The organism is Noviherbaspirillum sp. Root189, assembly GCF_001428545.1.
Classification (GTDB): Bacteria; Pseudomonadota; Gammaproteobacteria; order Burkholderiales; family Burkholderiaceae_D; genus Noviherbaspirillum.
This window is the reverse complement of the sequence record NZ_LMHZ01000043.1, coordinates 1-21749: the sequence shown is the minus strand read 5'-3', so window position 1 is coordinate 21749 and position 21749 is coordinate 1. Positions and strand designations below refer to the sequence as shown.

Here is a 21749-nt window from a genome sequence, read left to right as displayed (position 1 = left end):
GGTTTGAAGCGTGCCATCGTAGCCCCTTCATCGTAGATGTCACTTACTCAGACAGCATAGATGCCGATTCGTTTACACCTTTTTGCACAGCCTCAACGATTACGATGACTGGCGGCGATAGCCGTCAGGGTCAATTGCCGCGTTAGGCTCACCGGCAAATCGGAAGTCTTTGAAGCCAAATAGCATTGGCGCATGCCGAAAATGAAGAACACGTACTCCAGCGTCATCTGATATGGTGAATTCCATCTCAGCACCATTATTGAGTGGACGAGACAAAGTCTCGTCGTGAAATAGCTTCCAAAATATCTTTCCTTCATTTTCCCACCAGGTAAAGAATGGGAAGTGTTCGGACTCGGTTCGCATGTAGCCTTTCCCGTCCTTCTCGAATACCAACGAGCGCCGTGAGTCGTCCGCAACGGCAAGCCATGTCCCGACAATATTCATGCGTCTGCCTAACTGAATACTTATAAGGACGCTGAACGTCCGGTATGCAAGGCGGCGGTCCGATATGCACGATGATGTTCTGCGTCCAAGTTATTGATTTGAAAAGAGACGATCAGCATATCCCTAATTATACGGACACGCCTTAAATGGACCGCAGACAGATTTCAAAATCACCTCTTTGTTGCTTTGAAGAGTACAGAAACCGACGTTTTTCACTGCCAATCACAGTAATTTTTCACGCACTTGGCACGGTTTTCACTTTCCGTGGCATTCGGCAAAAGTGACGCCGGTAGACAGAATAAGCGCAGGCACGAGGCATACAACACCGTCATGCGCAGTCTTGTCCGACCCGGTTGCAGTGCAGCCATTTGACGCAAGACCGCGCGCCTTCCTGGCGGTATGCTGATCGCGACCATTCAAAGGAGCGAAACTTGTCCGATCTCGTACTGTACGACCTGCGCGACGGCGTTGCCACGATTACCCTTAGCCGCCCGGATGCAGGCAATGCCATTGACGAGGCCTTCGGCTTGGCGTTTGGCGCCGTCGTCGACAGGCTTGCGGCGCAGGTTGGCGTGCGCGCAGTGCTTCTCACTGGCAGCGGCAAAAAATTTTGTGTCGGCGGCAATATTGATGAAATGCGCAACACTGCCGACCTGACGGCGCTCATGCAGGCGGGCATTCCGCGGCTGCATGCGGCGATGGCGCGGCTGGCGGAACTTCCCTGTCCAATCATCACCGCGGTCAACGGACCGGTCGGCGGCGGGGGCATAGGACTCGCGCTGTGCGGGGACATCGTGCTGGCGGCGCAATCGATGAAGCTGCGAGGCGGGTATTCGGCGATCGGCCTGTCACCGGATCTTGGCGCCTCCTGGCAACTTGCCCGGCGCGCGGGAGCCGCCCAGGCCAAGCGCATCCTCTTCCTCAACGAGTCCGTTGGCGCGGACGAATGCCTCGCGCTCGGTCTGGTTGACGCGGTGTATCCCGACGAACGGTTGGCCGAGGAGGCGCGAACACTGGCGGCCCGGTTGGCCACCGGCGCCACCGCTTCCTTTGGACGCATCAAGCAGCTGGTCGACGGCGCCGTGACGCGCAGCCTGCAGGAGCAACTGGCGCTCGAAGCGAACCACATGATCGCCAGCGCCGACAGCCATGACGGCCGTGAAGGCGTGCGCGCCTTCGTCGAAAAACGCAGCCCCGCATTTCGCGGCCGCTGAACACGAAAGTAACAGGAGACAGGATGAAAGACCTCTGCGCAGATCTGCTCGCCGAGTACGATGCACTTGCCGCGCTGTGCGCCACGCTGAGTCCCGAGCAGTGGCAGCGCAAGACGCAGTTCTATGGCTGGACGCCATGGGATGAAATTGCCCACCTCTGCTACTTCGACGAGACCGGCCTGCTTGCCGCGACCAACGCCGACGCCTTCGCCGCCGATACCAGGACGCTCATGGCCGAACAGGAAAGCGGGAAAGAGATCAGCCAGATCGCCCGTGAACGCTTCGGCCATCTCGACGGCGCGCAGCTGCTGCAGCTCTGGCGCGAGCGTTACCAGGCGCTGGTGGCGGCACTGGCCGAGCTCGACCCGAAGGCGCGCCTGCCATGGTACGGCCCGACCATGAGCGCGCGTTCATTTGCGACCGCGCGCCTGATGGAAACCTGGGCGCATGGCCAGGATGTCTATGACAGCGTGCCGGCGCGTCGTCCGCTCAGCGGACGCTTGCGTCATATCGCCCATATCGGCGTCACCACCTTCGGCTGGACCTTCGTCAATCGCAAGCTGCCGGTGCCTCCGGTTGCGCCGTATATCGTGCTGCAGGCGCCGGACGGCGAATCGTGGACATGGAATACGCCGTCCGACAACGACTATGTGCGCGGCAGCGCGGAAGACTTCTGCCTGGTGGTCACGCAGCGGCGCAACGTACGCGATACCGGTCTTGACTATGCGGGAGCCGGTGCCGAAGCCTGGCTGCCGATTGCCCAGTGCTTCGCCGGCCCTCCGGTGGATGGGCCGGCGCCGGGCGTGCGCGCGGTCCGCTACTGAGATTACTGAGAATACTGAACGTGTTGTTTACCGTCGCTTCCGCACAGGTCGATACCGGCCTGCCGCTGGCACTGGAACAGGGCGAGGAAATCGATGCAATGCTCTCCCCTTTGCGGGAGGGCCTTGGCAACGCCTGCCTGTCGGAGTTTGCGTTTTCTAATCTTTATCTGTTCCGCCGCGCACACGCGTATCGTTACCTGCCAGGACCCTGGCCGTGCGTGGCCGGCGTCACCTATGACGGCGTGCGCCACCTGATGCCGCTGTTCGACATCAACGAAGCACCGGTCGCCGTTCTTCAAGAGCTGCTTCGCGAGCACGACTGCTTCTTCCCGGTTCCGGCGTCCACCGCAGGCACGCTTGACCCATCGTTGTTTATTGTCACGCAGTGCGAAGACGACGCCGATTACCTGTACGCGGCGCAGAATTTCCGTGACTATCGCGGCGAGCTGCTGCGCAAGAAGCGCCAGCTGATGCAGCAGTTGTTGCGTCAATGGGAAATCACCGCTCATCCCCTCGGCCCTGACCGGATCGGCGATGCTGATTCGCTGCTCGGAGTCTGGATGCAAGACAAGGAAAAAGCCCGGGGCGAGGCCGATGAATCGGCTTGCCGCGAGGCGCTGCAGCTAGTCGGGCGCTTCGGCTTCGACGCCCGAATCTATTATGCCGACGGCGATGCGGCCGGATTCATCATCGCGCAACGGTTCAATGCAGGTACCGCCGTCATGCGTTTTGCGAAGGGAAGCGATCGCTACAAGGGCATCTACCAATACATGTTCCATCACTACTGCATGCAGGTGCAGGACATTGCGTGGATCAACTTTGAACAGGATATCGGTCTGCCCAACTTCCGGCAGACCAAGCGTTCTTATCAGCCTCAGGCAATGCTGCAGAAATGCCGGGTTGCATTGCGCGCGTAAGAACCCGGAAACATCCGCATCCTTCGCGGATCTTTTCATTGCGGGACAGGTTTCAACGAGGTTTCAACGAGGTTTCAACGCATCAGCCACTTTACGCAAGACGCAACAAAGGCTGGCAGGTAACCTTCATTTCAGAGTTGCAAAAAGCAGGTCTTCCCGGCCTGTGTCGCCAAACCATCGACCACAGAGAATATGGCAATTATCGAAACCAATATTTCGACCGGCAGCGAATCCTTCCAGACCAATCGTGGCGGCATGCTGGCATTGCTTGAGCGCGTCCGCACACTGGAGGAACGCACCCGCCGCACCTCTTCGGCATCCAAGCCGCGTTTCGAAAAGCGGCACCAGCTGCTGCCACGCGAACGGCTCGCCCTCCTGCTCGACCATGGCACGCCGTTTATGGAGCTGGCGACGCTGGCCGGTTACGGCCTTGATGTCAATGATCCGGACCGCAGCGTCCCGGGTGGAGGATTGATCGCAGGCATCGGCTACGTCTCCGGTGTGCGCTGCATGGTGTGCGCCTCCGATTCCGGCATCGATGCCGGAGCCCTGCAGCCGCGTGGACTGGATAAACAATTGCGTGTGCAGGAGCTGGCGCTGGAAAACAAGTTGCCCTATGTGCAACTGGTGGAAAGCGCTGGCGCTAACCTGATGGCTTATCGTGTCGAGGATTTCGTGCGGGGCGGCAATCTGTTCCGCAACCTGGCGCGCCTGTCCGCCGCGGGCTTGCCGGTGCTGACCGTCACCCACGGTTCCTCCACCGCAGGCGGCGCGTACCAGACCGGCTTGTCCGACTACATCATCATGGTGCGCGGGCGTTCGCGCGCCTTCCTCGCCGGGCCACCTCTGCTCAAGGCAGCAACCGGTGAAATTGCGACCGAGGAAGAGCTGGGCGGCGCGGAGATGCACACCAGCATTTCCGGCCTTGGCGATTATCTGGCGGAAGACGACCGCGACGCGCTGCGTATCGCGCGCGACATCATGAGCAAGCTGGAATGGAACCGGGGCGTCCCTCGCGAGCCGGAGCGTACTGTCGCGCTGCCGCGCTACGACAAGGAAGAACTGCTGGGCATCATGCCCATGGATCACAAGCGTCCGGTCGACATGAAAGAGGTGATCGCCCGCATCGTGGACGATTCCGACTTCCTTGAATTCGGCGCGCGCTACGGCTCGGCCACGGTGTGCGGCCATGCGATGATCGACGGCTACCCGCTCGGCATCATTACCAACAACGGACCGATCGACCCGGCGGGTGCCGCCAAGGCCACGCATTTCATCCAGGCATGCTGCCAGGCGCAGGTGCCCATCCTGTACCTCAACAATACGACCGGCTTCATGGTCGGGCGTCACTATGAGGAAATCGGCAGCATCAAGCACGGCTCCAAGATGATCCAGGCGGTGACCAACGCTACCGTTCCGCAAATCACCATCTACTGCGGCGCATCCTTCGGTGCCGGCAACTATGGCATGTGCGGCCGCGGTTTCCATCCACGCTTCTGTTTCTCCTGGCCGAACGCCAAGACGGCGGTGATGGGCGGCGAACAGGCTGCGCAGACGATGGCCATCGTCACCGAGGCCGCCATGAAGCGCAAGGGCGCCGAGGTCGATCATGATCAGCTGGACAAGCTGCAGCGCAAGATTGTCGACAACTTCGACAGTCAGATGGATGTTTTCACGACGAGCGCGCTGTTGCTGGACGATGGCGTGATCGATCCCCGCGATACCCGTGCGGTGCTTTCCTATGTGCTGTCGATCTGCCGCGAGGCGCAAGCGCGCCAGCCGCATGCAATGCAGTTCTCAGTGGCGCGACCGTAAGCCTCGTAATCAATGATGACGGAGAAGAATGCATGAAACTGACACCCGAGCACGAAGAAATGCGGCGCACGATCAAGCGCTTCATCGCCGAGGAAATCAATCCCTACGTGGATGAATGGGAGGACGAGGAAATCTTCCCGGCCCACGAGCTCTTCGCGAAGATGGGCAAGCTGGGTCTGCTCGGCCTGAACAAGCCGGTCGAATTTGGCGGTATGGGGCTCGATCATTCCTATGCGGCGGTGCTGGCGGAAACGCTCGGCGACGTGAACGGCGCAGGAGTGCCGATGGCCATCGGTGTGCAAACCGACATGGCCACGCCGGCCTTGGCCGAACGCGCATCCGACTCGCTGCGCCAGGAATTCCTTGCGCCCGCGATATCCGGCGAGATGGTGGCCTGCCTCGGGGTGTCGGAGGTCGGCAGCGGTTCCGACGTTGCCTCGATCAAGACCACCGCGCGTCGGGACGGCGATGATTACATCATCAACGGTGGCAAGATGTGGACTACCAACGGCACCCAGGCCGACTTCTGCGTGGTGCTCGCCAATACCTCAGACGGACCGGTTCACAAGAACAAGTCATTGATCGTGGTGCCGATGAAGACACCCGGTGTGTCGGTGGCGAAGAAGTTGCGCAAGATCGGCATGAATGCATCCGATACCGCGCAGCTCTATTTTGACGAGGTGCGGGTGCCGCAGCGCTACCGCGTCGGTGAAGAGGGCATGGGTTTCATCTACCAGATGGAGCAGTTCCAGATTGAACGCCTGTGGGGTGCGCTCAACGCCGGCGGCATGCTGCTGCGCGTGATCGACGACACCATCGACTATGCGCGCCAGCGCAAGGCCTTCGGCAAGTCCATCCTGGACAACCAGTGGGTGCACTTCAAGCTGGCCGAACTCAAGACCGAGGTCGAATCGCTGCGTGCCCTCACCTGGCGCGGCGTCGAGATGGTGGCCAATGGCGAGAATGCGACCGAGGTCGCCTCGATGGCCAAGCTCAAGGCTGGCCGCCTGATGCGTGCCGTACCGGACGGCTGCCTGCAGTTCTGGGGCGGCATGGGTTATGTCTGGGAGAGCCCGGTCTCACGTGCCTTCCGCGACGGTCGCCTGACCTCGATCGGGGGCGGCGCGGACGAGGTCATGCTGCAGATCATTTCCAAGTACATGGGCATCTTCCCGCGGTCCGAATAATTTGCATAATCCATCCTTCATCGCAAGCAAAGCCATGTCGACATCTACTCCGTTTCACAAGATCCTGATTGCCAACCGCGGTGAGATCGCCATGCGCGTCATGCGCACCGCACGCGTGCTCGGCTATCGCACGGTAGCCGTCTTCTCGACTGCCGACAGCAATGCCCGCCACGTGCGCGAGGCGGACCAGGCAGTCTGGATCGGCGAATCGCTGCCCGCCCAGTCCTACCTGAATATCCCGGCCATTATCGAAGCAGCCCGCCTTAGCGGCGCCGACGCGGTTCACCCCGGCTACGGCTTCCTGGCGGAGAACGAAGACTTTGCGCAGGCCTGCCGCGATGCCGGCCTCGTGTTCATCGGCCCGTCGCCACAGGCCATCGTCGAGATGGGCAACAAGGCCGGCGCGAAGCGGCTGATGATGGATGCCGGCGTGCCGTGCATCCCCGGCTATCAGGGCGCCGACCAGAGCGAAGGACGCCTGCATGAAGAAGCGCACCGGATCGGCTATCCGGTCATGATCAAGGCGACCGCCGGCGGCGGCGGTCGCGGCATGCGCCTGGTCACATCCCATGACGCCTTCCCCGACGCACTGCGCAGTGCCAGATCGGAAGCGCAGAGCGCATTCGGCAATCCGGAAGTCATTCTGGAGCGGGCCATTGTCGAACCGCGCCATATCGAGATACAGGTATTCGCCGACCGTCATGGCAACGCGATCCATCTCGGCGAGCGCGACTGTTCGGTGCAGCGGCGCCACCAGAAAGTGGTGGAAGAGGCACCTTCGCCAGCCGTCGATGCCGAGCTGCGGCGGCGCATGGGAGAAACCGCGGTCACCGCCGTGCGCGCGATACAGTATGAGGGAGCAGGCACGCTGGAATTTCTGCTGGATGCCGACGGCAACTTCTACTTCATGGAAATGAATACCCGGCTGCAGGTCGAGCATCCGGTCACGGAAGCGATCACCGGCCTGGACCTGGTCGAACTGCAGTTGCGTGTCGCTGCCGGCGAGCCGCTGCCGATCCGGCAGGAGGACGTGCGCTGGGAAGGCCATGCAATCGAAGTGCGGCTGTGCGCCGAAGACGCGCACCAGGGCTTCATGCCGCAGAGCGGCACCGTGGTGCAATGGCAGATGCCGGATACTATCCGCGTCGAGGACGCGCTTGAAGCGGGCGCCGAAATACCGCCGTACTACGATTCCATGATCGCCAAGCTGATTGCCTATGGCCGTAATCGTGACGAGGCGCGACGCAAACTGCATTCCGCGCTACAGGATGCGGTGGCGCTGGGAGTGCGCACCAATCAGGAGTTCCTCGCGCGCTGCCTTGCGCATCCTGTCTTCGCCGCCGGCGATGCCACTACCGGCTTTATCGGCCGGCATGGCGAGACGCTGTTGCAAGCCGATGAAGCCGGCACGCTGCGCGCGCACGCGCTGGCTGCCGCCATGCTGTACCGGACCGACTCCCCGGGCGCGGGGAAGGGCAACGGGATGGACATCGCCCATCGCCTGCCGATTGCGTTTTATATGGAGGTCGACGGCAAGCAATGCGTGGCCACCCTCGTCAACTGCGGTGGTGGACGCTTCAGCGTGACCGTCGGCGAACAAAAGCAGGAACTGCAGATACTCGGACAACAGGCGGGACTGGTGCGGTTTGCCTGTGGCGGACTGATAGAAAGCGCCGCATTCAAGCGCGACGGCGGTGTGCTGCATCTTCAGTTCCGCGGTGCGGCCTACCGTGTTGTCGACTTGACTCATGCCGCACAGACGCAGGGTGAAGATACCAGCGACGGACGTATCCGCGCCGCGATGAACGGGCGCGTAGTCGCAGTTCATGTGGCCATCGGGGACACGGTAAAGGCGGGGCAACCGGTGCTGACCCTGGACGCGATGAAGATGGAGCATGTCCACACCGCGCCTGTGGCAGGCCGCGTGAAGTCACTGGCCGCCGTCATGGGCGACCAGGTTGCCGTGCATCGCGTCATCGCCGAGATCGAATCCGCGGAGGTCGCGCAGGCGGCGTGACACAGGCGCGTCGATTGCTGCCCCAGTCATTCCACTTTCACGAGAGCACCATGAGCCATCCCGTCCTCCACGAAAAGAAATCGTCCGCCTTCTGGATCACCATCAACCGCCCTGACAAGCGCAACGCCATCAACCAGGAAGTCATTGACGGCATCCGGGAAGGCTACCGCCTCGCCCACGCCGACCCCGAGGTACGCGCCATCGTGCTGACCGCTGCCGGCGAAAAAGCATTCTGCGCCGGCGGCGACCTGCAGCCGGGAAAGGGTTTCGCGTTCGACTATGCGACACCGAACATCGCCTATGCCGACCTGCTGCGCCAGGCGCAGAACGCCACGCTTCCCACTATCGCCCGCATCAACGGGACGTGCATGGCCGGCGGCATGGGGTTGCTGTGCATGGCGGACATGGCGGTCGCTGCGGATCACGCACTGTTCGGGTTGCCTGAAGTCAAGGTCGGCGTGTTCCCGATGCAGGTGCTGAGCCTGCTGCAAAATCTGGTGCCGCAGCGCGTCCTGCGCGAGTGGTGCATCACCGGCGAGCCCTTTGACGCCCGCACCGCGCAAGCACACGGCTTGCTCAATTATGTCGTGCCGGCGGCGGACCTCGATGAAAAAACGCTTTGGCTGCTGAACCGCCTGACGGACAAGTCGCCAACCGCGATCCGTCGCGGCAAGTACGCGATGCACGCCATGGCGGCAATGTCCTTCGAACAGGGGATCGCCTATACCGAAAGCCAGATCGCCCTGCTCGCGCTGACCGAGGACGCGAAGGAAGGCCTGGCCGCCTTCAACGAAAAGCGCAAGCCGGTCTGGACCGGACGCTGAATACAAGGAGAAGGGCAAATGCAAGCAAACGGAAAAATAGTCCGCATCGGCGGCGCGTCCGGTTTCTGGGGTGACAGCTCGGTGGCTGCCGCGCAACTGGTCAACGGCCTGGCAGGCGGCACGCGCATCGACTACCTGGTATTCGATTATCTGGCCGAACTGACGATGGCCATCCTTGCTTCGTCCCGCAGCAAGAAACCCGAGCTCGGCTATGCCACCGACTTCGTCGACGTCGCCATGAAAAGCGTGCTGCCCGAGCTGGGCAGGCACGGCATCAAGGTGGTCAGCAACGCCGGCGGCATCAATCCGCGCGGCTGTGCGGATGCACTGGTCAGGCTGGCCGATGAAATGGGCGTGCCGCTGAAGATTGCGGTGGTGGAAGGCGACGACGTCAGCGACCGCATTCCCGCATTGCGGGATGCCGGGCTCAAGGACATGTTCACCGGCCAGCCGCTGCCGGAGCGCATCCTCAGCGCCAATGCGTATCTCGGCGCGCTGCCGGTTGCGCAAGCGCTTGCCGCCGGAGCCGACGTTGTGATTACCGGCCGCTGCGTTGACAGCGCGGTGACGCTCGGTCCGCTGATGCATGAGTTCGGCTGGCGTGCCGGCGACCATGACCTTCTTGCTGCCGGCAGCCTTGCCGGTCACATCATCGAATGCGGCTGCCAGGCAACCGGCGGGTTGCACACCGACTGGGAAAATGTTCCGGACTGGGCCAACATCGGCTATCCGGTGATCGAATGCCATGCCGACGGCAGCTTCGTCGTCACCAAGCCGGACGACACCGGAGGACGCGTGCTGGCCCCGGCAGTGGCGGAACAGATGCTGTACGAGATCGGCGATCCGGGCGCTTACGTGCTGCCCGACGTGGTGTGCGACTTCCGCGAGGTCAGGATAGAGCAGCAAGGCGAAAACCGGGTACGGGTGGCTGGCGCGCGCGGCAAGCCGCCGACCGATTCCTACAAGGTGTCGGCCACCTACATGGATGGCTACCGCTGCGCCGGCACGCTGGTCATCATCGGCATCGACGCCGCCGCCAAAGCCCGTCGCACCGGCGAAGCCATCCTGGAGCGCACGCGCGGCATATTCAAAAAACTCGGGCTGCCGGACTACAGCGCGTCGCACATCGAAATCATCGGCGCCGAGACTTCCTATGGTCCGCATGCCCGCACCGGCGCATCGCGCGAGGTCATGATGCGGGTCGCCGTCAATCACATATCGAAGCAGGCGCTGGAAATCTTCGCGCGCGAAATCGCCCCGGCCGGCACCTCCTGGTCGCCCGGCACCACCGGCCCGGCGCTCGCCCGGCCATCGGCGTCGCCGCTGATCAAGCAGTTCGCCTTCACGCTGCCTAAACGCGAAGTCAACATCAGCGTCGCCTTGGGCGGCGAGCGCATGACGGTGGAAGTGCCGCCGGGGAATACACCGCTTGTGCCTACGGCACCAGACACCATCGACGCACTTCCGTCTGCCGACGGCACGCGTCAGCTGCCACTGGTGCGCCTGGCCTGGGCGCGCAGCGGCGACAAGGGCAATATCTCCAACATCGGCGTCATCGCGCGCAAGCCGGAATACCTGCCGCTGATTCAGCGCCAGCTGACGCCGCAGGCAGTGAAGCAATATTTCGCCCACATGGTGCGTGGCGAGGTCGTACGCTACGCGCTACCCGGCATCCACGCCTGCAATTTCCTGTTGCATGACGCGCTCGACGGCGGCGGGACAGCGTCGATGCGGATGGACCCGCTCGGCAAGGGAATGGCGCAGATGCTGCTCGATATGCCGATTGCCGTGCCGGATGCGCTGGCGCGCGAACTGGAGGCGTGAGGTGAGCACACTCAAGGACAAGACTTTGTTCATCACCGGCGCCAGTCGCGGCATCGGCAAGGCGATCGCGCTGCGTGCCGCGCGCGACGGCGCCAATATCGTGGTCGCAGCCAAGACAGCCGAACCCGATCCGCGCCTGCCCGGCACCGTCTTCAGCGCCGCCGGGGAAATCGAACAGGCCGGCGGACAAGCGCTCCCGGTGATCGTTGACGTGCGCAACGAAGACCAGATCCGGGAAGCGGTGGACAAGGCAGTGCAACGTTTCGGAGGCATCGACATCCTGGTCAACAATGCCAGCGCGATCAGCATCACCGGGACCGAAGAAACCTCCCTCAAGCGCTACGACCTGATGATGGACATCAACATGCGCGGCAGCTTCGCCTGCACTCAAGCCTGCCTGCCGTACCTGAAACAGGCAGCCAACCCGCATGTACTGGTGCTGTCGCCGCCGATCGACCTCGCCCCCAAGTGGCTGGGTCCGCATCCCGCCTACACCGCGTCCAAGTATGGAATGAGCATGCTGGCACTTGGCATGGCCGAGGAATTCCGCAGTCTTGGCATTGCGGTCAACGGTCTCTGGCCGCGCACCATCATCGCGACCGCCGCCCTCAACGTAGCTCGGCAGGGCGCAGCCGAGCAGGCGCGGATACCGGACATCATGGCTGATGCCGCCTACCGGATACTAACTTCCGACAGCAGGCAGTGCAGCGGCAGGCTGTATCTCGATGAACAGGTGCTGCGCGAGGCAGGCATCAGCGATTTCGAGGCGTACAGCGCGACCCCCGGCGTCGCGCCGCAGATTGACTTGTTCGTCACTCCTTGAGAGAGGATCGACGTGCCTTTACCAGATCCGGAGCACAACCGCGAGCCCATCCACACACGCACGATCTCGCTGCGGGCCTACCGCCGCGCAGACGGCTTGTTCGATGTCGAGGGGCGGCTGCAGGATGTGCGTGCGCGGGAGATCACACTCCCGCACGGCCCGCTGCCGGCCGGTGAACCGATACACGACATGCAACTGCGACTGACCGTGGATGCGAGCGCCACCATTGTCGCCGTCGCCGCTGTCACCGATGCCGCACCGTATGGCCGCAGTTGCGCCGTGATCACGCCCGACTATGAAAAACTGGTCGGACTGCGGGTCGGGCCAGGTTTCCGCTCGGGGGTGCGGCGCCTGCTGGCCGGCGTGAATGGCTGCACACATCTGACCGAGTTGCTGCTGACCATGGGGACAGGCGTCATCCAGGCGCTCACGGGAGAAGTCCCGCAGCCGGAAGGCATCAAGCCGTTCAGCCTGGATGGCTGTCACGCGCTCGACACCCGGGGCCCGATCGTCGCGCAGTTTCATCCGCGCTGGTACCGTCCACAACCGGACGCAGACAGCGAAGACGGCTCGCAGCCGAAATACAACGAGGGAACATGATCACCTTTCCGCATCTGCTTGCACCGTTGAACCTCGGCTTCTGCACCTTGCCGAACCGGGTACTCATGGGTTCCATGCATACCGGCCTGGAAGAACAGCCTGACGGTTTCCGGCGCATGGCGGCCTTCTATGCCGAACGCGCTGCCGGCGGCGCGGGCCTGATCGTCACGGGCGGTTTGTCGCCGAATGTCGAAGGCAACATGTGGCAGGGCATGCGCAAGTTCGAAACCGAAGAGGATGCCGCACCGCATCGCGAGATTACCGACGCCGTGCATGCCGCGGGCGGACGCATCGCGATGCAGTTGCTGCACGCGGGACGTTATGCGCACCACGGACAAGGCGTCGCCCCGTCCGCGTTGCGTTCGCCGATCTCGAAAGCGACCCCGCGCGAGATGAGCGAGGACGACATCGAGCGCACGCTCGACGACTACGCGCGTGCTGCCCGGCTGGCGCGCTCGGTCGGTTACGACGGCGTTGAAGTGATGGGGTCGGAAGGCTACCTGATCAACCAGTTCCTGGTGCCGCGCGCCAACCAGCGCAGCGATCGCTGGGGCGGCCCCTTCGAAAACCGCATCCGCTTTGCGGTGGAAAGCGTGCGACGGGCACGTCAGGCAGCCGGCGAGGATTTCATCCTGATCTATCGACTTTCCCTGCTCGACCTGGTCGAAGGCGGCAGTACCTGGCACGAAATCGCCGCGCTTGCCGTGGCGATTGAGCAGGCGGGTGCGACCATCATCAACAGCGGTGTCGGCTGGCACGAGGCACGCATCCCGACCATCGCCACCATGGTTCCGCGCGCCGCCTTCGTCGACCTCACGGCGCGCATCAGGTCGGTGCTGTCCATACCGGTTGTTGCCAGCAATCGCATTAACGACCCGAGCGTTGCGGAACAGATCCTGGCACAGGGTGCAGCCGACATGGTGTCGATGGCGCGCCCCTTCCTGGCCGACTCGCATTTCGTGCGCAAGGCAGCCGAGGGCAAGGCGGACGAAATCAATACCTGCATCGCCTGCAACCAGGCCTGTCTCGACAATATTTTCAATGGCAGGCTGACGACCTGCATGGTCAACCCGCGTGCCTGCCGCGAGACCGAACTGCAAGCACTGCCGGCGCTCGCCCGGCGCCGTGTCGCTGTCGTGGGCGCCGGGCCGGCCGGGCTGGCATGCGCGGTCACGGCGGCCGAACGCGGACATCGGGTGACCCTGTTCGAGGCCGGACCGGACATCGGCGGGCAGTTCAATTACGCGCGCAGAATACCCGGCAAGGAGGAGTTCGGCGAAACCCTGCGTTATTTCCGCCGCCGGCTACAGGTGCTGGATGTGGAACTGCGCCTGAATCAGCGGGTGACGGCCGATGAACTGCAGCGGGCGGAGTTCGACTCGGTCGTTGTCGCCGCGGGGGTCACACCGCGCACCCCGGCCATTCCGGGAATCGAACATGCGACCGTCGCCAGCTACATCGACATCATCGAAGGCCGGCGCACGGCAGGCGCAAGGGTGGCAGTCATCGGCGCCGGCGGCATCGGCTTTGACGTGGCGGAACTGCTCACCCATCAGGATGACGAAAGCGAACCGGTGCAGCGGTTTCGGCGGGAATGGGGCGTCGAGACAGGCGTGAAAAGCCGCGGCGGACTGCAGGCGCCGGAAGACGAGCGCTCGCTGCGCCAGGTGTGGCTGCTGCAGCGCAAGGACGAGCGGGTCGGCGAACGCCTGGCCAAGACCACCGGCTGGATACGCCGTGCCCTGCTGGCCCGCCGCAATGTCGCCATGCTGGCTGGCGTCGAGTACAACCGCATCGACGACGCGGGACTGCACATTCGCGTGCGCGGCGAGTCGCGTGTGCTCGAAGTCGACACCATCGTGGTATGTGCCGGGCAGGAGCCGCTGGCCGACCTGCATGCGGCCCTGTTGCAGCGTGGACTGAAAGCGCACCTGGTCGGCGGTGCCCGGGTAGCGGCGGAACTGGATGCGGTGCGCGCAATCGAGGAAGGCACGCTCGTCGCGATGGCACTTGAATAAGTTTTAAAGGGTCACCATGGAATTTACGACAATCCGCATCCGCCAGGACGGCCCGCTCGCGTACCTGGAGCTGAACCGCCCGGACAAGGCCAATGCCATCGACGAACGCATGTGGCAGGAATTGCGCGCCGCCATGCAATGGGTGGACCGCACGGAGAAGGTACGCGTGGCCGTCCTGTCAGGGACCGGCCGCCATTTCTGCGCCGGCATCGACCTGTCCATGCTGGAAGCGCTGCAACGCTTTGCCACCGCAGAGTGCCGTGGACGAGGCGCCGAGCAGCTGCGCCTGATGATCCTCGACCTGCAGAACACGATCAGCGCCATCGAGCGTTGCCGCAAGCCGGTCATCGCGCGCATCCATGGCGCCTGTGTCGGCGGCGGTATCGATATCGCCAGCGCCTGCGATCTGCGCTATTGCAGCGCCGATGCCTACTTTTCCGTGAAGGAAGTCGATGTCGGCCTCACCGCTGACGTCGGTACCCTGCAACGGCTGCCCAAGCTCATCGGTGAAGGCATGGCGCGCGAACTGTCCTATACCGCGCGCCGTGTTTCGGCCGCCGAAGCGCAGGAAATCCGCCTGGTCAACCGCGCCTACGACTCGACCGACGCGCTGGTGCAGGGAGTCGATGAGATGGCCCGCAGCATCGCATCGAAGTCGCCTCTGGCGGTGCGCGGAACAAAAGAGATGATCACCTATGTGCGCGACCATACTGTCGAGGATGGACTGAACTACATCGCCACCTGGAATGCCGGAATGCTGCTGTCCGCCGACCTGGAAGAGGCGCTGGCCGCGCAGCGCGAGCAGCGCCGGCCGGTGTATCGCGACTAGAGCGCTTTCGTCCTGACTGGGCCAGGTGAGGCCGAGGTGATTTGCCTGCGGAACAAGGCGCAGCGACGCGACATGGCGAGCCATGGCAAGGAGGTGCAACGCCGTGCCGCGGGCAAAGCGCCCGGCATCGACGGTACAGGCAGGACGAAAGCGCTCTAAAGCTTGGTCAGCACGAGCGCCATTTCAGCCCCCGGCCCGGCGGGCAAACGGGGATAGGGTGGCTTCGGCCAGTCCCAGCGGGATGCCGGAAACAGCGAGCGTACCGCGTTGATGTCGCAATGGTAGGGCGGTCCCTTGATGAAGCCATGCCCGGATTCTTCCGACGGCACCTGCGCCAGTAGCGCCAGCAGGCGGCCGCCCGGCCGCAGCCAGGCATGCAGTTGCTCCGCATAGCGCTGCCAGTGGTCGGGATGCAGGGCGCACAGGCAGGTCTGTTCATAGACGGCGTCCACCGGCACCGAGGGCGCCCACGCGAGCACGTCGGCCTCGCACAATTGCGCCTCCAGCTGATGGGCGGCGAGTAGCGCCCGGCATGCGCTGATCGCCGCAGGCGCATAGTCGAGACCGGTAACCCGGATCCCTGCCGCCGCCATTGCTGCGACTTCCCATCCCTGCCCGCAGCCGGGCACAATGACGCGCTGCTGCGCCGTAATGTAGCCGGCATCGATCCAGCGCTGCAGTTGCGGATTCGGACTGCCGCGGTCCCACGGTATGCTGCCCGATGCGAAACGTGTTTCCCAGAAATCGCGAGTAGGACCTGCCATTGCCATCTCCCTTGGTTGCTTTGCTGCCATGATGCCGCACCCGCTGCCGGACGTCTTGTGCCAGCATGCCACGCCTGCCTGCGCCTGCACGGCGATCTAGCCCGGTCCTTGCGTTAACCTGCTGAATTCACGGACCCCGGCCGGAATTCCCCTACACTTTCTGCATGGCGCCAGCCAATGCAGCGGCGCCCCTGCACAGGAGACCCAGGTGGACGCAACCGCAAGTGACAACACGACCGAGGGCCGAGATCAGGGCCAGGATCAGGGCCAGGACTTCGAAACCGGCCGCCTGCAGCGATACCTGGAAGAGCATGTGGAAGGCTTCGTCGGCCCGCTACAGGCGCGGCGTTTCTCCGACGGTCAGTCCAATCCGACCTACCTGCTGGAGACGCCCGGGCAACGCTATGTCCTGCGCAAGAAGCCGTCCGGGGTTCTGCTTCCTTCAGCCCACGCGGTGGAGCGCGAATATCGGGTCATTACCGCCTTGCACGGCAGCGGGGTACCGGTCGCACGCACCTACTGCCTGTGCGACGACAGTACGGTCATCGGCACACCGTTCTACGTGATGGAGTTCGTTGCGGGGCGGGTGCTGTGGGACCCCACGCTGCCCGGCATGCAGGCCTCCGAACGCGCCGCCATTTACAACGACATGAACCGGGTCATCGCCGCGCTGCACGGCATCGACCCGGTCGCCGCCGGGCTCGGCGACTTCGGCCGTCCCGGCAACTACTTCGAACGCCAGATCGCGCGCTGGACCAGGCAGTACAGGGCTTCGGAGACGGAGCCCATCGCGGCCATGGATGCCCTGATCGGGTGGCTTCCCGAGAACATGCCGGCCGGCGACGAGAATCGTATCGTGCACGGCGATCTTCGGCTGGACAACCTGATCTTCCATCCGACCGAACCGCGCATCGTCGCCGTTCTGGACTGGGAACTGTCGACGCTCGGCCATCCGCTTGCCGACTTCGCCTATCACGCGCTCACATGGCGCTTGTCCGCGGATGAATTTCGCGGCATGCGCGGCGCCGATCTGGCGGCGCTCGGGATACCGGACGAGCAAGCCTATGTCGATCAGTATTGCGAGCGCACCGGGCGCGGCCCGATTCCCCCGGAGGAATGGAACTTCTATCTCGCCTACAGCATGTTCCGCCTTGCGGCGATCCTGCAGGGCATCCTCAAGCGGGCGCTCGACGGCAATGCATCGAGCGCCCATGCCTTCGAGACCGGACGCAAGGCCCGGCCGATCGCGGAAGCCGGCTGGCGACAGGCGACAGGCGGCCGCAGTGCATCATCGCTGACACAACTAATTCACTGAAAGGCTCATATGGATCTGCTCACGCCGTCCCCCAAAGTCCAGGAACTGCAAGCGCGCCTCAATGCGTTCATGGATGAACATGTCTATCCAAACGAAGATCGTTACTACAAGGAATCAAACACCGAGGGACCTTGGGGCGTGCAGCCGGTGGTGGAAGAACTGAAGGCGCTGGCGCGTGAACAGGGCTTGTGGAACCTGTTCCTGCCGGAGTCCGAACACGGTGCCGGCCTGAGCAACCTTGAGTATGCGCCGCTGTGCGAGATCATGGGGCGCTCGCATCTGGCACCCGAGGTTTTCAACTGTTCGGCGCCCGACACCGGCAACATGGAAGTGCTGGCCCGTTACGGGACCGAGGAGCACAAGCGCCAATGGTTGCAGCCGCTGCTGGAAGGACGCATCCGATCCGCGTTTGCCATGACCGAGCCGGCGGTGGCATCCAGCGACGCCACCAATATCCAGGCTTCCATCCGCAGGGAAGAGGATGAATACGTGATCAATGGCCGCAAGTGGTTCACCACCGGCGCCACCGATCCCCGCTGCAAGATCATGATCTTCATGGGCAAGACTGACCCGGACAACCCCGAAAAGCACAAGCAGCAATCCATGATCCTGGTGCCGCTGGATACGCCGGGCGTCAACGTGATCCGCCCGCTGCCGGTATTCGGCTTCTATGGCGTACCGGACCGCGCGGCCGAAGTCGTTTTCGAGAATGTGCGGGTGCCGGCCTCCAATCTCCTGCTGGGCGAGGGCCGCGGGTTCGAAATCGCGCAGGGTCGCCTTGGACCGGGCCGCATCCATCACTGCATGCGCCTGGTGGGACTGGCCGAACGTGCCTTGGAAAAAATGTGCCGGCGCACCAAAGAGCGGGTTGCCTTCGGCAAACCGGTCGCCGAGCAGACCGTCACTCTGGAGCGCATCGCCGAGTCGCGCATCATGATCGATCAATGTCGCCTGCTGACACTGCATGCGGCGCACATGATGGATACCGTCGGCAACAAAGTCGCCAAGGCGCAGATTGCGATGATCAAGGTGGCAGCGCCAAACATGGCATGCCAGGTGATCGACTGGGCGATCCAGGCCTTCGGCGGCGCCGGCGTCACGGATGATTTCGCACTTGCCTCGGCCTACGCAACGGCCCGCCTGCTGCGCATCGCCGACGGTCCCGACGAGGTTCACCGCAACCAGATCGGCAAGCTGGAGCTGCGCAAATATCAATGAAAGCAGGTTGACGCAAGACCGTTTGCCGTGATCGCTTTAACGTTCAATTGCCCAAGTCCACCATAGACCATGCCATGACTGACAACCTCCTGCTTTCCGCCACCCGCAACACGCACTATTACACCCCGGACCACGAACAGTTCCGGGATATGGTGCGCAATTTCGTTGCCCATGAAATCGCGCCTTTTGTCAATGAGTGGGACGAGGCGGGCGGGTTCCCGCGCGAGCTGTATCACAAGGCGGCTGAAGTCGGCTTGCTTGGCATCGGCTACCCGGAGCAGTATGGCGGCACGCCCGCCGACGTGTTTTACCAGATGATCGTGGGCGAGGAGGTGGCGCGCGCCGGTTGCGGCGGCGTCAGCGCCTCCCTGTTCTCGCATACCATCGGCACGCCGCCGGTGCTGCACGCCGGCTCCGAGGAACTGAAAGCGCGGGTGCTGCCTGGCGTGCTGGCCGGCCAGAAGATTTCGGCGCTGGCCATCACCGAACCCGGCGGCGGCTCCGACGTCGCAGGCCTCCGCACGACCGCAGTGCTGGACGGCGATCACTACATCGTCAACGGCGAGAAAACCTTCATCACGTCCGGCATCCGTGCCGATTACTTTACCGTTGCGGTGCGCACCAACCCGGACGTCAAGGGTGCAGGCGGCGTTTCGCTGCTGCTGATCGAGGGCGACACGCCGGGCATCGCCCGTACCCCGCTCGACAAGATGGGCTGGTGGGCATCCGACACCGCGCATCTGCACTTCGAAAACTGCCGGGTTCCGGCGGCAAACCTGCTGGGCGTGGAAAACGAAGGCTTCCGTATCGTCATGCGAAACTTTAATTCCGAGCGGCTGTTCATGGCCGCCGGCGCCTATGGCTTCGCTCAGGTGTGCTATGCCGATGCGCTGGACTGGGCGCGCCAGCGCAAGACCTTCGGCCTGCCTATCGTCGAACGCCAGGTGATCCGCCACAAACTGGTCGACATGAGCATGAAGATCGAATCGGTGCGCTGCATGCTGGAGGACCTCGCGTGGCGGGTCGAGCACAAGATCGGCGACCCGCGCCTGCTGGTGGCGCAGACCGCGATGCTAAAAAACCTGGCGATGCAGACCATGCAGTTCTGTGCGGATGAAGCGGTACAGATCCTCGGCGGGATGGGATACATGCGTGGCACGCGCCCGGAGCGCATTTATCGCGAGGTCAAGGTGAACATGATCGGCGGCGGCTCGGTCGAGATCATGAAGGATCTTGCTGCCAAGCAGCTGGGGCTCTAGCCGCGGCACCCCGCCCCACATTCTGCGCCGCTTCGCCTGCCAGGTAGACAAACCTCGGGGAACGATAGGAGATCGCAACCATGCTGAACGAACGCATTGCCGGCAGCGCCTGGTACCGGCACACCATCCCGCAGTTGTTTGCGCAGACCTGCGCAGCCCGGCCGGACAAGACCGCGATCAGGTACGACAAACGTGATATTACCTACCAGGAGTTGAAGCACCAGGTGGACCGTGCGTCGCAGGCGCTGCTGGACCTCGGTATCGGCAAGGGCGACGTGGTCAGCACCCTTCCCAGTCCGACGCCTGAATTCGCCATTCTCTATTTCGCAACCCTGCAGGTTGGCGCGGTCGTCAACCCGCTCAACCTGCTGTGGGGAACTCTCGAATTTTCGGGCGTACTGCCGCGCAATGCGCCCAAGCTCATCGTCACCGTGGACCACTACGGTGGCCGCGACTATCTGCAACTTCTCCGCGCGGCGCTACCCGGCCTGCAACTCGAGGGTGACGGACGGGCGTCCTGCGCGTCGGTTCCTTCGTTGCGCCACCTGTTCCGCGTCAGCCGCGACGGCAAGCGCCATGAAGACGTTCCAGACTTCGCAGCATGGCTGGAGCGCGTGCAGGACATCGATCTCCCGCGCATCGAGATGCTGCGGGATCAGGCGCAGCCGACCGACATCCAGTTCATCTGCCAGACTTCCGGAACGACCGGCCTGTCCAAGAGCGCGCTGTGGGACCACCGGCCGCCGCTTGCCACCGTCAACTTTGCCGCCAAGGGCCTCGCCTTTGGTGAGGATGAGCGCTATCTCAACCTGTCGCCGTTCTATCACAACAGCGGCCTGTTCGCGTTGAATCTCAATCTCGTCCTTGGCGGTAGCACCCTGTATCTGATGGAGTCATTCAATCCCGCGGCTGCCATCGACCTCATCAACCGTCACCGCATTACCGCCACCTTCGGCTTCGAGGCGCACTGGCAGGGACTAAGACGCGCACCGAACTTCGCGCATGATGCCTTCAGTATCAGCAAAGCAGTGCTCGCCGGCGAGCCGGCCACCATCGACCTTGTCCGCGACATGTGTCCCGCCGGCGCGCACATCTGCAGCCTGTATGCACAGACCGAGAACGGCCCCCTGATCTCCTTTGCGGAACACGACTGCGTCAATGCCGACATCAACAGGCGCACCCACGGGCGCCCGCTTCCAGGTGTCGAAGTTGTCATCAAGGATCACGAAACCGGGGTGCGCGTCCCGCAAGGCTCGCCTGGAGAAATCTGCTACCGCAGCCCCTTCATGTTCCGCGGTTATTTGCATCAGCCAGAGGAGACGAAGCGAGCCTTCGACGCAGAAGGCTATTTCCATAGCGGCGACTATGGAGACTTCGAGGGCGGCTATATCACCTATCTCGGTCGGCTGGGCGGGGTCGTGAAGTCGGGCGGCGAAAACGTCTCCACCTCACGCGTCAGCACACTGTTGCTGGAGGTGTTCGGCGACCGTTTCGACGACGTCAAGACCGTCGGCGTCCCCGATCCCTACTGGGGGGCGCGCGTCGTCAGTCTTGTCCGTACACGCGACGGCCGCCCCCTCCCGGGCGACGCGACCCTGCGCGAGGCGTGCAAGGGCAAGATGGCGTCTTATGAAATTCCACGTCACTTTTTGTCGTGGGAGGGAGAGTGGCCCCTTTCCCCGGAAGGAAAGATAGACTACAAGGTCTTGCTGGCGGTGGCGCAAGGCAAGACCGGCAGCATTAGTCCAATTAATTAAACCCGATGCATTCAATCGGTCAGTGCAACACCTCGGCCAGTTTATCGGCTGGCGTTTGAAAGCCAAGCGTTTTCCTTGGTCGAGTGTTCAATTTTAATGC

Annotated in this window: 18 protein-coding genes; 16 read left to right on the top strand and 2 right to left on the bottom strand. The window is 63.1% G+C overall.

What is annotated here, in order from left to right; genetic code table 11:
* Positions 1–99 precede the first annotated feature (99 nt).
* The gene (locus ASE07_RS20970) at positions 100–444 is read right to left on the bottom strand and encodes a hypothetical protein (RefSeq protein WP_057292775.1); all 345 of its coding nucleotides are present in this window, start codon (positions 442–444) and stop codon (positions 100–102) included.
* A gap of 431 nt (positions 445–875) precedes the next feature.
* Here ASE07_RS20970 and ASE07_RS20965 point away from each other — a divergent pair, with 431 nt between their 5' ends.
* The 12 genes from ASE07_RS20965 (at position 876) to ASE07_RS20910 (ending at position 15336) form a co-directional block, all read left to right on the top strand.
* Positions 876–1658 (top strand): enoyl-CoA hydratase/isomerase family protein, encoded by a 783-nt coding sequence (locus ASE07_RS20965; protein WP_057292774.1) that lies wholly within the window; start codon positions 876–878, stop codon positions 1656–1658.
* Between the two features lie 23 nt (positions 1659–1681).
* Complete coding sequence (locus ASE07_RS20960; protein ID WP_057292773.1) at positions 1682–2482, top strand: TIGR03084 family metal-binding protein; 801 nt, start codon at positions 1682–1684, stop codon at positions 2480–2482.
* A 20-nt stretch (positions 2483–2502) separates the two neighbouring features.
* On the top strand, positions 2503–3399 hold the full coding sequence (locus tag ASE07_RS20955; protein ID WP_156396856.1) for a phosphatidylglycerol lysyltransferase domain-containing protein: 897 nt from the start codon (positions 2503–2505) through the stop codon (positions 3397–3399).
* A gap of 192 nt (positions 3400–3591) precedes the next feature.
* The gene (locus ASE07_RS20950; protein WP_057292771.1) at positions 3592–5214 is read left to right on the top strand and encodes an acyl-CoA carboxylase subunit beta; all 1623 of its coding nucleotides are present in this window, start codon (positions 3592–3594) and stop codon (positions 5212–5214) included.
* A 32-nt stretch (positions 5215–5246) separates the two neighbouring features.
* Positions 5247–6401, top strand: a complete 1155-nt coding sequence (locus tag ASE07_RS20945; protein WP_057292770.1) for an acyl-CoA dehydrogenase family protein — start codon at positions 5247–5249, stop codon at positions 6399–6401.
* Between the two features lie 34 nt (positions 6402–6435).
* Positions 6436–8418 carry an acetyl-CoA carboxylase biotin carboxylase subunit gene (locus ASE07_RS20940; protein ID WP_057292769.1) on the top strand — a complete coding sequence of 661 codons (1983 nt, stop codon included), beginning with the start codon at positions 6436–6438 and terminating at the stop codon, positions 8416–8418.
* Positions 8419–8468: 50 nt separating this feature from the next.
* Positions 8469–9242, top strand: a complete 774-nt coding sequence (locus tag ASE07_RS20935) for an enoyl-CoA hydratase/isomerase family protein (RefSeq protein ID WP_057292768.1) — start codon at positions 8469–8471, stop codon at positions 9240–9242.
* Positions 9243–9260: 18 nt separating this feature from the next.
* A complete protein-coding gene (locus tag ASE07_RS20930) occupies positions 9261–11066 on the top strand; it encodes an acyclic terpene utilization AtuA family protein (protein ID WP_057292767.1) in 1806 nt (601 codons plus the stop codon).
* A 1-nt stretch (position 11067) separates the two neighbouring features.
* Positions 11068–11889 (top strand): SDR family oxidoreductase, encoded by an 822-nt coding sequence (locus ASE07_RS20925; protein ID WP_057292766.1) that lies wholly within the window; start codon positions 11068–11070, stop codon positions 11887–11889.
* 12 nt (positions 11890–11901) lie between these two features.
* Positions 11902–12489, top strand: a complete 588-nt coding sequence (locus ASE07_RS20920) for a DUF2889 domain-containing protein (RefSeq protein WP_057292765.1) — start codon at positions 11902–11904, stop codon at positions 12487–12489.
* On the top strand, positions 12486–14507 hold the full coding sequence (locus tag ASE07_RS20915) for an NADPH-dependent 2,4-dienoyl-CoA reductase (RefSeq protein WP_057292764.1): 2022 nt from the start codon (positions 12486–12488) through the stop codon (positions 14505–14507). Before ASE07_RS20920 ends, ASE07_RS20915 begins: the two co-directional genes overlap by 4 nt.
* Positions 14508–14523: 16 nt before the next feature.
* Positions 14524–15336, top strand: a complete 813-nt coding sequence (locus ASE07_RS20910; protein ID WP_057292763.1) for a crotonase/enoyl-CoA hydratase family protein — start codon at positions 14524–14526, stop codon at positions 15334–15336.
* A 155-nt stretch (positions 15337–15491) separates the two neighbouring features.
* Here ASE07_RS20910 and ASE07_RS20905 read toward each other — a convergent pair whose 3' ends face one another.
* Positions 15492–16100 (bottom strand): methyltransferase domain-containing protein, encoded by a 609-nt coding sequence (locus ASE07_RS20905; RefSeq protein WP_057292778.1) that lies wholly within the window; start codon positions 16098–16100, stop codon positions 15492–15494.
* Between the two features lie 208 nt (positions 16101–16308).
* Here ASE07_RS20905 and ASE07_RS20900 point away from each other — a divergent pair, with 208 nt between their 5' ends.
* The 4 genes from ASE07_RS20900 to ASE07_RS20885 all read left to right on the top strand — a co-directional run bounded on the left by ASE07_RS20900 (position 16309) and on the right by ASE07_RS20885 (position 21649).
* The gene (locus ASE07_RS20900) at positions 16309–17415 is read left to right on the top strand and encodes a phosphotransferase (protein ID WP_156396853.1); all 1107 of its coding nucleotides are present in this window, start codon (positions 16309–16311) and stop codon (positions 17413–17415) included.
* 9 nt (positions 17416–17424) lie between these two features.
* Entirely contained in the window at positions 17425–18633 is a 1209-nt protein-coding gene (locus ASE07_RS20895) for an acyl-CoA dehydrogenase family protein (RefSeq protein WP_200960994.1), read from the top strand.
* 74 nt (positions 18634–18707) lie between these two features.
* Positions 18708–19892, top strand: coding sequence for an acyl-CoA dehydrogenase family protein (locus ASE07_RS20890; protein WP_082584354.1), 1185 nt, complete (start codon positions 18708–18710; stop codon positions 19890–19892).
* An 80-nt stretch (positions 19893–19972) separates the two neighbouring features.
* Positions 19973–21649, top strand: a complete 1677-nt coding sequence (locus ASE07_RS20885) for a class I adenylate-forming enzyme family protein (protein WP_057292761.1) — start codon at positions 19973–19975, stop codon at positions 21647–21649.
* The last annotated feature ends 100 nt before the right edge of the window (positions 21650–21749 follow it).